This is a genomic window from Marinobacterium rhizophilum DSM 18822, assembly GCF_000378045.1.
Taxonomy (GTDB): Bacteria; Pseudomonadota; Gammaproteobacteria; order Pseudomonadales; family Balneatricaceae; genus Marinobacterium_A; species Marinobacterium_A rhizophilum.
In genome coordinates this window covers 219,950-231,873 of record NZ_KB899093.1, presented here as the reverse complement: position 1 = coordinate 231,873, position 11,924 = coordinate 219,950, and the positions used below count along the sequence as shown (strand labels likewise).

Annotated in this window: 11 protein-coding genes and 4 tRNA genes; 7 read left to right on the top strand and 8 right to left on the bottom strand. The window is 57.3% G+C overall.

Annotation, left to right across the window (positions count from 1 at the left end; genetic code table 11):
- The first annotated feature begins 40 nt into the window (after nucleotides 1-40).
- Together sorU and greB are read left to right on the top strand one after the other, a co-directional pair.
- Nucleotides 41-349, top strand: coding sequence for a SorU family sulfite dehydrogenase c-type cytochrome subunit (sorU, locus tag F451_RS0107275; protein ID WP_020680695.1), 309 nt, complete (start codon nucleotides 41-43; stop codon nucleotides 347-349).
- Nucleotides 350-480: 131 nt separating this feature from the next.
- A complete protein-coding gene (gene greB / locus F451_RS0107270; protein WP_020680694.1) occupies nucleotides 481-999 on the top strand; it encodes a transcription elongation factor GreB in 519 nt (172 codons plus the stop codon).
- A 79-nt stretch (nucleotides 1,000-1,078) separates the two neighbouring features.
- On the opposite strand, the gene F451_RS26630 is transcribed toward greB, so the two are convergent.
- The 6 genes from F451_RS26630 to F451_RS0107235 all read right to left on the bottom strand — a co-directional run bounded on the left by F451_RS26630 (nucleotide 1,079) and on the right by F451_RS0107235 (nucleotide 3,980).
- Nucleotides 1,079-2,071, bottom strand: a complete 993-nt coding sequence (locus F451_RS26630) for a YbaY family lipoprotein (protein ID WP_276202592.1) — start codon at nucleotides 2,069-2,071, stop codon at nucleotides 1,079-1,081.
- Nucleotides 2,072-2,391: 320 nt separating this feature from the next.
- Nucleotides 2,392-2,467: transfer RNA gene (locus F451_RS0107255), tRNA-Lys, on the bottom strand.
- Between the two features lie 14 nt (nucleotides 2,468-2,481).
- Nucleotides 2,482-2,557, bottom strand: a tRNA-Lys gene (locus F451_RS0107250).
- 8 nt (nucleotides 2,558-2,565) lie between these two features.
- Nucleotides 2,566-2,641, bottom strand: a tRNA-Asn gene (locus F451_RS0107245).
- Between the two features lie 21 nt (nucleotides 2,642-2,662).
- Nucleotides 2,663-2,750 (bottom strand) — tRNA-Ser (locus F451_RS0107240).
- A gap of 171 nt (nucleotides 2,751-2,921) precedes the next feature.
- Nucleotides 2,922-3,980, bottom strand: coding sequence for an AraC family transcriptional regulator (locus F451_RS0107235; RefSeq protein ID WP_040879523.1), 1,059 nt, complete (start codon nucleotides 3,978-3,980; stop codon nucleotides 2,922-2,924).
- A 259-nt stretch (nucleotides 3,981-4,239) separates the two neighbouring features.
- Here F451_RS0107235 and F451_RS0107230 point away from each other — a divergent pair, with 259 nt between their 5' ends.
- From F451_RS0107230 to F451_RS0107205, 5 genes are all read left to right on the top strand, one after another.
- Complete coding sequence (locus F451_RS0107230; RefSeq protein WP_020680691.1) at nucleotides 4,240-6,048, top strand: DUF1302 domain-containing protein; 1,809 nt, start codon at nucleotides 4,240-4,242, stop codon at nucleotides 6,046-6,048.
- 26 nt (nucleotides 6,049-6,074) lie between these two features.
- A complete protein-coding gene (locus F451_RS0107225; protein WP_051103914.1) occupies nucleotides 6,075-7,430 on the top strand; it encodes a DUF1329 domain-containing protein in 1,356 nt (451 codons plus the stop codon).
- 532 nt (nucleotides 7,431-7,962) lie between these two features.
- Nucleotides 7,963-8,778, top strand: coding sequence for a spermidine synthase (locus tag F451_RS0107215; RefSeq protein WP_020680688.1), 816 nt, complete (start codon nucleotides 7,963-7,965; stop codon nucleotides 8,776-8,778).
- A 126-nt stretch (nucleotides 8,779-8,904) separates the two neighbouring features.
- On the top strand, nucleotides 8,905-9,417 hold the full coding sequence (gene luxS / locus F451_RS0107210; protein ID WP_020680687.1) for an S-ribosylhomocysteine lyase: 513 nt from the start codon (nucleotides 8,905-8,907) through the stop codon (nucleotides 9,415-9,417).
- Between the two features lie 84 nt (nucleotides 9,418-9,501).
- Entirely contained in the window at nucleotides 9,502-10,341 is an 840-nt protein-coding gene (locus F451_RS0107205) for a CvfB family protein (RefSeq protein WP_020680686.1), read from the top strand.
- Here the strand turns inward: F451_RS0107205 and F451_RS27615 are convergent.
- Together F451_RS27615 and metA are read right to left on the bottom strand one after the other, a co-directional pair.
- Entirely contained in the window at nucleotides 10,338-10,478 is a 141-nt protein-coding gene (locus F451_RS27615) for a hypothetical protein (RefSeq protein WP_020680685.1), read from the bottom strand. The genes F451_RS0107205 and F451_RS27615 overlap by 4 nt on opposite strands.
- 468 nt (nucleotides 10,479-10,946) lie before the next feature.
- Nucleotides 10,947-11,879 carry a homoserine O-acetyltransferase MetA gene (gene metA, locus F451_RS0107195; protein WP_020680684.1) on the bottom strand — a complete coding sequence of 311 codons (933 nt, stop codon included), beginning with the start codon at nucleotides 11,877-11,879 and terminating at the stop codon, nucleotides 10,947-10,949.
- Nucleotides 11,880-11,924: the final 45 nt, after the last annotated feature.

The window sequence follows — 11,924 nt, the reverse complement described above, 5'->3', positions numbered from 1 at the left end:
GGCTCCTTCAAGCAGCAACACGAGCACCCCGAGCATGCGCATGATCTTCACTCTGGCCGCCTGTGCCAGCCTGTTGTCCGGCCCCATTCTGGCGGACGAGCTTTTCGACGAAGGCAAAAAAGTATTCCAGCAGGTCGCGCAGCCCTCCTGCAGCATTTGCCACACGCTGAACGATGCCGGCTCCAGCGGCGAAATCGGCCCCAAGCTGGATGACCTGAAGCCCACCCTGGAGCAGATCCTCAATGCCGTGAGTGGCGGCGTAGGCATCATGCCGGCATTTGAAGACAGCTTATCGGCAGAGCAAATAAAGGCCGTGGCGCACTACGTGTCGACAGCCAGCCGCCAGTAGCAGCCCCGCCGTGAAAGTCTTTCGAGACCGGGCCGAAACGGTCTCTTTTCTATTCGCATCAGGCTACAATTTGTGACTGATGAGTTAGATTGCACCTAAGGATCCGCCTTGAAACAAACTGGAACGCCGACATGAGCAGATGGCGCCCCGCACAGCCCCGCAGCGCTTCGTACATCACCGCCGAAGGCTACCAGAAGCTCAACGAAGAGCTGAAATACCTCTGGCGTGTCAAGCGCCCGGCGATTACCGAATCGGTCCGCGAAGCCGCCGCCCAGGGCGATCGTTCCGAGAATGCCGAATACATCTACGGCAAGAAACAACTGCGCGAGATTGACCGGCGAGTGCGGTATCTTTCCAAGCGACTCGATGACATGACGGTGGTTGACCGAATCCCGGAAGATCAGAACTGCATATTCTTCGGCGCATGGGTCACCCTGGCCGATGAAAACGACCAGCCCCACCGTTATCGCATCGTTGGCGCCGACGAGATCGATGGCGCCCTGGGCTACATCAGCGTTGACTCGCCACTGGCACGCCTGCTGCTGAAGAAAAGCGTTGGCGATGAAGTATCACTGCAAAAACCCGACGGCAGCGAAGTCTGGTACGAAATCATCCAGGTGGAATACCAGGCCTACGATACCGGCCTCTGATCCTGCGTATCGTACGTGGTACTACTATAAGGCCGCGTTACGCCCTTCGGGGGTAACGCGCCTTCATGGGCGCACTGCCCTAATGGGCAGTGGACAGATAGCGGCCACAACCAAGGTACTCGCTGCCATCCAGCCGAACCCGCACCCTGGCCTCAAATACCTCGCCGCTCATGGTGTCCTGGCACGTCTTTGGCTCAATTTCCAGGTGCACTTCATGCGCCTTGGACTGGGCCGTATATCGCACGATGCCCGCTTCAAAACGCGGCGCGGGGGCCGGCATGTAAACACTGCGCTCGCCGTGATCGGTCACCAGGCGGATCGCATTGCCATCATCCACTTCCAGCAGCCAGCCGGGCTCATTGCCCAGCGCTCGAAAATCAATGCCCCGGTAGGCGGCATCAGCCCAGGGCACCCTGGCCGCATTGCTGCGACATTCGCTATAGCGCTGGCCATCAACATCCAGCACAGCCGTCTCGCCCCAACTCGAGAACAGGGCCCCCGCGCCTTCAAAACGCACCCCGGAATCGCTCGGCACCTGCTCAAGCACGCGCTCCGAACCCTGGGCCAGCAGCGTCAGCTTGCCAGGCTCGGTATGCATCACGGCTTCAAGCCCGTCACACTCATAGACATAAGTGCGTGCAGCCTCAACGGCGACCGTAGCCGCCGCCAAGGGCTGCGCAGCTTCGCTATCCGCCACAGACTGCAGCACCATGGTCAGCCCTTCTTTGGGCTGATTGGTGGCCAGAATGCCGTGAAACCCACTGGTCACCCAAAGCAACTGCCCGTCTGCGGCACGAATGTCCGCCCGTAGCGCATAGCGGTGCCTGGGCTGAATCACGCTCGGGTCATAGCTCAAGCTGAAGGGAACCGGTACTGCACTAGCAGATTCGATACGCTGCTCCGCCAGCTGCACCGCCGGTGCGTCAGCCAGGCTCACATCCTCTAACCAAACCCGGATATGGGTATCAGGCGGCAGTGCCATCCGTTCTCGGTAGGTTATTTCACCACGGATCTGCGCTGAATCCCCCGTCCGAACCCATTGGTCACACCCCAGCAACAGCCAGGAGAGCATCAACAGACCCGCACCGCGTAGACAATCTTTCCCTCGCAAGGCCATCTCCTCAACCCCGTATACAATCAATTTGACGATGTCTGACCATTCGCGCGCCGATCAGGTTCCATTCGACAGCAGGCGGACGGACAAAAGGTATTGAAGACTGTAGACCAAATCACTCCGGTCGAGTGACCGCAGCAAGCAGGACAAACCAGGCATTGCAGACAGGGCATGTAAAATCAGGCAAACGCAGAAAGACTCAATCAAGAGCCATTGTGGGGTACATATGAGACAGGGATGTTTTTTAAGGACGGCTTTTCCAGCAGTAGCGGGAAAAGTGGTGGGTCGTATAGGGCTCGAACCTATGACCAATTGATTAAGAGTCAACTGCTCTACCAACTGAGCTAACGACCCATAAAGGGCAAAACTGGTGGGTCGTATAGGATTCGAACCTATGACCAATTGGTTAAAAGCCAACTGCTCTACCAACTGAGCTAACGACCCACTTTTTGTGGCTCCCCGAGCTGGACTCGAACCAGCGACCAATAGATTAACAGTCTACTGCTCTACCAACTGAGCTATCAGGGAACGACAGCATTACTCCTTCAATGGCGGAGGGACTGGGATTCGAACCCAGGGAGCCTCTCGACTCGCCGGTTTTCAAGACCGGTGCTTTCGGCCACTCAGCCATCCCTCCGAAGGAGGGGCGCGTATATTACCCGAATGAATTTCACTGTCAACAGCCTAACAGGCTGTTTCTTATAAATATTTAGCTTTTCTTAAAAGCCACGCAACAGGCGGCCCACAGAACGCACTCAGGCGGCGGCCTGGCAGCCTGTAACCAGTGCCGGGAAAAGTACGAACCGCCCTACTTTTCGTACAGCCCACGAAAGGTTTCACTCTTGCGGTATTCACCCGGCGTCATGCCGGTCCACTTCTTGAATGAGCGGAAGAACGCTGACGGCTCGTCAAATCCCATCAGCGCCGCCACATCATTGATGGCCAGCTGCGGCGAGTTCATGTAGTTCATGGCGGCAGCCTTGCGACAGTCATCCTTGATTGCTTGGTATGAGGTACCTTCGTCCAGCAGGCGCCGGCGCAGGGTCGACACCGACATGTTCACCGCCCGCGCCACCTCTTCAGAACCTGGCAGCTCCCGGCTGAAGTCCTTGCCGATCATGGCCACCACCTGTGCCTTCAGGCTCTGGTCATCATCGACCATGACAATCAGCTGATAGGGAGCCGTTTTCAGGAAGCCGCGCAGCGTTTCTTCCGTCTGCACGACGGGATAGTCCAGGAAGCGCTGCGGAAAGATTAGCGCATTCTCATGCTGGCTGAATTTTACCTCGGACTGAAACAGGGTTCGGTAGTGCTCCGCACCCTCAGGCTCATCAAACATGAAATAGGCTGCCTTGAGCTCCAGCCGGTTGCCAATCAGCCAGCTGATAAAATGGTGCCATATTGACAGCGAGGTGCGTATCTTTTCCGCCGGCTGTTCCTGCAGCAGGTGATTAAAGCTGTCCAGGTCAACGTGTTCCACCGGCGACAACGATAGCTTGGCATAGCGCCCCTTGCGCACCAGTACCGGTTTAGCCAATGTACCTCGGCAAATATCGAGGAAATCCCCGCAGCGCCAGATGGCCCGCTCCAGGGAGCGACAGTGAATGATACAGTGGCACATCAACCGGAAAGTGCCGTTGGGCACTTTGCCGGAGCTGAGCATGCCGAAAAACTCATCCTGCGCGCTCCACATGATGTGCTGGTACAACGCCCCAAACTTGACGGCTGAAAATGCCTGATCCTGCTCGACCTCCTCGGGAGCGATACCCACCTGCTGCAGCAACCCAGCCACGTCCAGCCCCTGTGCCCGGGCCTGGGTCAGCAGGTGACGCACGTAGCCCGCAGGAACGGTGATCTTGCGATCCATAAACATACCTCTTAATGCAATTTATCCATTCCTCAGGGCCCAATAGCCTTGCCAGATCCCGGGCTCGCGTTCATTTGTCAGTTATTCTGATGTTAATTGTTATTGTTCAATGATACCTAATTCGTCAAAACTGACAGCTCGCATCAACGCCAACAGTTTAACTTCCCTGCTCTAAGTAACCGTTTTTATGGGAAGATCTTTAACTGCCCGCTTGATGAGTACCCTTACCGCACAACAATAAAAAGCCAAGGTGAACGAAATGGCAACAAATAACGGGGTTAGTACACCCTCGCACTGTAGAACCCCTGCATTCATCCTGCAGCCACTCGCCTGTGCACTTCTGCTTGCCGGCGCAGTCGCACCGGCCGCCGCCGTCGAATTTCAGCTTGGTAAAGTCGAAGGTCGACTCGACTCCCAGCTCTCGGCCGGCGCAAGCTGGCGCCTGAATGACGCCAAACAGAGCCTGATTTCCGAACCGAACGGCGGCACTGGCAAGGGGTCCGGCAGCTACGATGATGCCAACCAGAACTTCCGCCAGGGGGAAACTTTTTCCAGCATCGTCAAGGGCGTGCATGATCTGGAGCTGCGCTATGGCGACATGGGATTTTTTGCCCGGGGCAAATACTGGTTCGATGCCGAGCTTGAAAACGGCAGCCGCGACCACGGCCACGCTCCCAATGGCTATGAACCCGGCGCCGAACTGAACGATTCTAACTTCAACGACTTCGCCAAGTTTTCCGGCATCGAGCTGCTCGATGCCTACTGGTATGGCGAATATGATCTCGACGGCATGCCGCTTGACCTGAGGCTCGGACGCCAGGTCGTCAACTGGGGCGAAAGCAGCTTCATCCAGGGTGGCATCAATGTCATTAACCCCTTTGACGTGAACGCCTTTCGGCGTGCCGGCGCCGAGGTTAAAGAGGGCCTGCTGCCCGTTAATATGGCGTTTGCATCCATCGGCCTGACCGACAACCTCAGCCTCGAGGGCTTCTATCAGTTCCAGTGGGAGGCAACCGCCATCGATGGCTGCGGTACCTACTTTTCCACCAACGATTTTGGCGCCGAAGGCTGCGACGGCATCCGCATCAACAGCGGCTCACTGAATTTCCTGGACGACCAGGCCTACTTCAACTCTGCGGCACCGCTGGTGGTGAAGCGTAATGCAGACGGCCACCGCGAGGCCGATGATGATGGCCAGTTCGGCCTCGCCCTGCGCTACTTTGCCGAAGAGCTCAATAACACCGAGTTTGGTCTGTATGCAGCGCAATACCACAGTCGCCTGCCGATCAGCAGTGGGGTGAAGAAATTCAATGCCGCGCTGGCAGGCCTGGGCCTGCCCGAAACCCTTGCCTCCGAGTACTTCATCGAATATCCGGAAGATATTCGCCTGCTGGGGCTAAGCTTCAACACCAGCCTGGGCGACCTGGCCTGGTCCGGCGAGATCAGTCACAAGCGGGATCTGCCGATTCAGATCAACGGCCCGCTGCTGGTCGCCGGCATTCTGACTAACGGCGCCACCGGCAACAATGGCATCGACCGGCTCACCGGCGCCTCGGTCCCCTTCGGCTCGGAAATTCACGGCTACACGGCGTTTGACGTGACCCAGTTACAAACCACCTTTGTCAAACTCTACGACCGTGTGCTGGGCGCCAGTCGTCTGAGCCTGGTGGGTGAACTTGCCTGGACCCATATTCACAACTTTGATGAGAGCGCCGACGCCCTGAAATATGGTCGTAATGGCGTCTTTGGCTATACCGCCGGTGACAATGACGGCTTTGTCACCTCAGATTCGTACGGCTATGTAGCGCGAGGTTCTCTGGAATACCCCAATGCTCTTGCCGGCATCAGCCTGAAACCCGAAATCAGCTTCAAGCACGGTCTCGAGGGCTATGGGCCTCAGCCGGGCGCCTCTTTCGCGGAAGATCAGAAAACACTCAGCCTGAGCCTCACCGGGGAATACCTGAACCAGTACGCGGTACAACTCGCCTACACCAACTTCTTCGGCGGCAACTATAACGAACTGGAAGACAGAGATTTTGTATCACTCAGTGCCTCGGTGGCGTTCTGAAACCTGACTGCAAGCGGAGCGACAACATGACGACAAGAATAATCCCCCTACTTACAGCCACCGCCTTGAACTGTCTGCTCAGCGGCAGTCTGCAGGCCGCTGTTTCGGAGCAGCAGTTGACACAGCTCGGCACTGAGCTGACCCCGGTCGGCGCCGAGAGGGCCGGCAATGCGCAAGGCACCATTCCAGCCTGGGATGGTGGCCTGCCGGCCTCCAGTGGCGATCGCTACAACGACCCCTATGCCCAGGAACAGGCGCTCTTTACCATCACCGCAGCGAATATCGACAGCCATGCCGACAAACTGTCGCCAGGCCAGATAGCGATGTTCAAGCGCTACCCCGACAGTTACAGGATGAGCGTGTACCCCACCCACCGTACGGCCGCCTACCCTGAATCGGTCTATGCCACCATTCGCCAGAATGCGGCCTCCGCGGCCCTCACGGACAATGGTTACGGCATACAAAACCTGCAGGAGGGCAGTGCCTTCCCGGTGCCAAAAAACGGCCTCGAGGTGATCTGGAATCACATTACCCGCTACCGCGGCGGCGCCCTGGAGCGCACCTTTGTGCAGGTTCCGGTGCAGGCCAATGGCAGCTTTACAGCGGTGAAAATAAACGAAAAGATGACTTGGCCGGCGTACCTGGAAAACGACGCGGACAGCGCCAAGGACGATAACATCCTGTTCTATTTCGTGCAGGAAGTGCAGGCGCCAGCCCGTCTGACCGGCAATATCCTGCTGGTACATGAGACCATGGATCAGGTCAGCCAGCCCCGCCAGGCCTGGACCTATAATGCCGGTCAGCGACGCGTTCGCCGCGCGCCAGAAGTGGCCTACGATGCACCCGGCACCGCGACCGACGGCCAGCGCACCACCGACAACCTGGACCTGTTCAATGGCGCACCGGACCGTTACGACTGGAAATTGATCGGCAAGCAGGAGCTCTATATTCCCTATAACAGCTTCAAGCTGGCCGACCGCGCGCTCAAGTACGAGCAGATCCTGCAGCCGGGCCATATCAATCCCGACCTGACCCGCTATGAGCTGCATCGTGTATGGAAGGTAGAAGCAACCCTGAAGAACGGCGAGCGCCATATCTATGCCAAGCGGGTCTTCTATATTGACGAGGACAGCTGGCAGGCCAGCGTAGTGGATCATTACGATGGCCGCGGCGAACTCTGGCGGGTTGGCGAGGCGCACCAGTTCCAGTACCGCGATGTACAGGTGCCCTGGCTGGTTGCCGAAGCCCTCTATGACCTGCAATCCGGCCGCTACCTGGTGGGCAGCCTGACCAACGAGGAAGGTATCGGCTTCGATTTCAGTCAACGTTTTTCACACAGCGACTTTACCCCTCAGGCCGTTCGCCGCATGGGTAAGCGATAGACCTTGCCGCCAGGGTCACGCGGCGAAAACCCTCAATACGGCTTGCGCAAATATCAACGGGACCTAAATATCTTCACTTTTGACGCGAGATCATTACAATAGCCCGCCTACCGCGACATCCTGCGGAATACCGGGCATCGCGGCGCCACAAGCGCCGCGATGCCTTTTTAATTTTACCCGCGTTTTTTCGACTTTCCCGCTGCGCTGTATCGACTGCCCACCTGTTCGACAGATGTTGAGCGGGCAGCTCAGCCCATTGCCGCTCACGCCCGGTCGTTTTTCACAGGCCCAAAAAAAAGCGGCCACTGGGGCCGCCGAAACTTGGAAACTCTGCTGGAGAACTTCTCGCTTGCGTACGTTAAGACAAAACAATGGAGCATTCGGTTCCCGTGGATATCGAAAAAATTAAACAATTGTTCGATTTTTTTCAGAGGCACGATTTACCGCTGCTCTTCGTCGCGCCGCAAGGCTTCCCTGCCACGACAGGCAGAGTACAATTGGCGCCTGAAAATTGACCTCCCCAGGAAACTCCATGTCCTCGATGCTCGAATATTTTGCTGCCACCGATTCCGACGAATCGCATCGGGCCATACGTAACTCCCTGCCCGGTCAGGAAGTGCATCGCAGCTACGACGAATGGGGCCCGGTATCCGTACTGGAAGACGGCCCCCGGCGCTACCTGTCCTTTGGCGACGGTGGCGAGCAGAGCTGTATCGACATGACAGACCCGGCCCTGCCGGTGTTTGAATATGTGCAGGCCATGTTGCTGGCTCTGCTTTATAACCCGAACCCCGCACATGTTTCCCTGTTTGGACTGGGTGGCGGCAATCTCAGCAACTGCCTGCAGGCCTACGATGCCACGATGCAACTGACGGTCGTCGAGCTGCGCCAGAGTGTGGTGGATACGGCGCGGAACTGGCTCTCACTGACAGAAACCGACCGCTTTACGCTGCACATTGACGATGCCGAGGCCTTTGCCGCCCGCGGCGAGATCAAGACCGATATCATTTTCAGCGACCTCTACCTGGATGATGGCATGCAATTGATTCAGCTGGAGAAGGATTTCCAGACTGACTGCTACGATATGCTTAACGAGCAGGGCATGCTGGTACTCAACCTGTGGGATCAGGGCCAGGCCCGCAATCGCTCGGCACTGGCACGAATGAAAGACCTGTTCGACGGCCAGTGCCTGCTTTGCCCGGTGAATGGCGGCAACCTTATCGTGCTCGCATTCAAGGGCGGCCTGCCACAAAACAATCCGCGGCGCTTGCAGCCACAGGCCAAACAACTGGGCAAGGCCCTGGGCATTCCGCTGCAGCGTCTGCTCAACCAGCTCAAGCCGATCTGATCCGCGCCGCCCACTGCCTGGTCCGCCTGCGCTAATCATAGGCAGTGCCGCGGTAGTATTGGCTTCGCCGGACTGGGATAATGGGTGCATTCGCGACCCCATCGACAAGATTCAAGAGGACATAGCATGCCACTGCTCGACAGCTTTACCGTAGACCACACTCGCATGGCAGCGCCGGCCGTACGTGTCGCCAAGACCATGACCACCCCGGGCGGCGATACCATTACCGTATTCGATCTGCGCTTCTGCGTACCCAACGAAGAGATCCTCAGCGAAAAGGGTATCCACACGCTGGAGCACCTGTTTGCAGGCTTCATGCGTGACCACCTCAATGGACAGGGTGTAGAGATCATCGACATCTCCCCCATGGGCTGTCGCACCGGTTTTTACATGAGCCTGATCGGCCAGCCCGATGAAGCCCGTGTTGCTGCCGCCTGGCTCGCCGCCATGGATGATGTGCTGGCCGTGCAGGATCAGAACAAGATCCCCGAGCTGAACGTGTACCAGTGCGGCACCTACCAGATGCATTCGCTGGAAGAAGCCAAGCAGATCGCCGAAAACATTCGCCGCCGCGGCGTTGGCGTCAACAGCAACCAGCAACTCAAGCTGGATGAGGAATTTCTGGCCAAGCATTCCTGAGCCAGCCATTTCAGTCTTCACCGAACACGCGGCCCGGGCGTCGCGTTTCTGCTCCCCGCCGCCCCTCAAGAAAGGACAGACAGCATGGTCGAAACCGGCCGTTACAACAGCCTCCGCGTTATCAAGGAAAAGGAATTCGGTGTTTACCTGGATGGCGAAAACCTCGGCGAGATCCTGCTGCCGGCACGCTACGTGCCCGACAACTGCAAGGTCGGCGATGTCCTGGATGTTTTTGTCTATCTGGACTCCGAAGACTACCTGATCGCCACGACCGACAAGCCCCTGGCGCAGGTCGGTGACTTTGTCCTGCTGCGCTGCGCCGATGTTACGCCGGTCGGCGCCTTTCTCGACTGGGGGCTCCCCAAACAGCTGCTGGTGCCGTTTTCGGAACAGCCCGTGCGCTTGCAGAAGGACAAGAGTTACCTGGTACACATCTACCTGGATAACATCACCAACCGCATTGTGGCCACCACCAAGCTGGATCGCTTCCTGGATAAGTCGCCGGCACAGTTCACGGCCGGCGAAGCCGTCGACCTGACCATTGCCAACCGTACTGACCTCGGCATCAAGGCGATTGTGAACGGTACGCACTGGGGCCTGATTCACCAGTCCGACCTGTTCAAGCGCCTGCACTTCGGACAAAAACTGCAGGGCTACATCAAGCAGTGCCGTCCCGACGGCAAGCTCGATTTATGCCTGGACAAGCCGGGCTACGGCAAGATCAGCGGACTGGCGGGGCAGGTTCTGGAACGCCTTAAGGCTGAAGGGGGTTACATGGCCGTGAACGACAAGACAGACCCTCAGGTCATTACACGCCTGTTCGGCAGCAGCAAGAAAGCGTTCAAGATGGCGATCGGCACGCTCTACAAGCAACGTCTGATCGACATCAGCGCCGATGGCATTCGACTCACCGACGCCGACTAGCGCCCACAGGCGTTCAATCCCTGCACAACGCTGCGCCACTCGGTCGGCGTTGCGCCCTCAGCCGCCGACTCGGCTAGCAGCTTGTCGGGCTTGGCCGGTCGTAGCGAGGGAAAGACCGATTTGTTCAGCACATCCATGCGCTTCACCCCTTCGGGGCTTGCACGTTCAATCGCTCCCGACGATTGAATGAGGCAGGTTTTGGGCTCTTTTGAGGCGGTCAATCGGCAGGATTTCCAATTTACACAGCGATAGCTGCCCACTGGGCAAGCTACAGGGATGTAGCTTGTGAATAGTGGTTCTATTTATTGATCCGGCTGACAAATACATTGTCAGCCGCAGCGGTGCCGAAAATTTGTGGAGCCCGCTCCGCGGGCGAACAGGGCGTGGTGAGCGCCCGATTCGCCCGGAGACCGGGCTCCTACCCCTGAATAGAGACATGAATGAATCTATTTTCAGTTCAGGTTAACAACAATAAAGCGTACGAAAAATGACCCCTCTTTACCGGAGAGAATCGGCTTTTTCGCACGACTGCATGGATGCAGGCGGTAGGGCGAAGCAGGATGCCAGAGCCGAGTAGATCAGTGTTAAGTCCGACAGGCTGCTGATTACTCGTCTATCTTGGTTGCCATCACGCTCAGATCGAACGGCGTGATCTGGTACACGTAATAGTTCAGCCAGTTGGCAAAGACCAGATTGCCGTGGCTGCGCCACCGGTTTTGCGGTTTCTGCTCGGCATCGTCGGCGGGAAAATAATTCTGCGGCAACACCGGATCAAGACCTGCCACAACGTCGCGCTGATATTCCTGTGCCAGCGTCATGGCATCGTATTCGGGATGCCCGGTCAGATAGACCTGCCGCCGGTCAGGGCTCGCCATCAGATAGCTGCCTGCGCTTTGCGAACTCGCCAGTATCCGCAGGTCGGTGTGTTCGGCGATAAAGTCCACCGGGAAGTCTGCATTGCGCGAGTGCGGCGCCAGGAAGGTATCATCAAAGCCACGCACCAGCGGGTCACTGGCCAGCAGCGTGCTGTGTTCATAGACACCTGAGAGCTTCTGTTCACGTGTGCGTTTTGGCAGGTCGTACAACACCTTCAGGCCGGCCTGGGCCGCCCAGCACAGAAACAGCGTCGAGCTGACATGCTGCCTGGACCAGCGAATGACTTCCTCCACCTGATCCCAGTAGAGAACATCCTCAAAGGACACCAGCCCCAAAGGCGCGCCGGTAATGATCAACCCATCGTAATTGTTATCGCGTACTTCATCGAAATTGCGATAAAAGCTATCCAGATGCTCCGCAGGCGTATGCCGACTTTCCCGGTTATCGATTCGCAGGAACTCTATACCCACCTGCAGCGGCGTGTTGGACAACAGCCGCACCAGCTGATTTTCGGTTTCTATCTTCTTGGGCATCAGATTGAGAATCAGCACTTTTAGCGGACGCACATCCTGATGCATCGCACGGCTTTCACTCATTACGAAGATATTCTCGCTTCGCAACAAATCGGCCGCTGGCAACTGGTCAGGAATCTTGATGGGCATCTCTAAAGGTCTCCTTGGATCACTGTGCTTGAAATCACAGCGGAC

Excerpts from the sequence above, each read along its gene's own strand:
- sorU (WP_020680695.1), top strand. The coding sequence starts at position 41 with ATGATCTTCACTCTGGCCGCCTGTGCCAGCCTGTTGTCCGGCCCCATT.
- greB (WP_020680694.1), top strand. The coding sequence starts at position 481 with ATGAGCAGATGGCGCCCCGCACAGCCCCGCAGCGCTTCGTACATCACC.
- F451_RS26630 (WP_276202592.1), bottom strand. The coding sequence starts at position 2,071 with ATGCTCTCCTGGCTGTTGCTGGGGTGTGACCAATGGGTTCGGACGGGG.
- F451_RS0107235 (WP_040879523.1), bottom strand. The coding sequence starts at position 3,980 with ATGGATCGCAAGATCACCGTTCCTGCGGGCTACGTGCGTCACCTGCTG.
- F451_RS0107230 (WP_020680691.1), top strand. The coding sequence starts at position 4,240 with ATGGCAACAAATAACGGGGTTAGTACACCCTCGCACTGTAGAACCCCT.
- F451_RS0107225 (WP_051103914.1), top strand. The coding sequence starts at position 6,075 with ATGACGACAAGAATAATCCCCCTACTTACAGCCACCGCCTTGAACTGT.
- F451_RS0107215 (WP_020680688.1), top strand. The coding sequence starts at position 7,963 with ATGTCCTCGATGCTCGAATATTTTGCTGCCACCGATTCCGACGAATCG.
- luxS (WP_020680687.1), top strand. The coding sequence starts at position 8,905 with ATGCCACTGCTCGACAGCTTTACCGTAGACCACACTCGCATGGCAGCG.
- F451_RS0107205 (WP_020680686.1), top strand. The coding sequence starts at position 9,502 with ATGGTCGAAACCGGCCGTTACAACAGCCTCCGCGTTATCAAGGAAAAG.
- F451_RS27615 (WP_020680685.1), bottom strand. The coding sequence starts at position 10,478 with ATGGATGTGCTGAACAAATCGGTCTTTCCCTCGCTACGACCGGCCAAG.
- metA (WP_020680684.1), bottom strand. The coding sequence starts at position 11,879 with ATGCCCATCAAGATTCCTGACCAGTTGCCAGCGGCCGATTTGTTGCGA.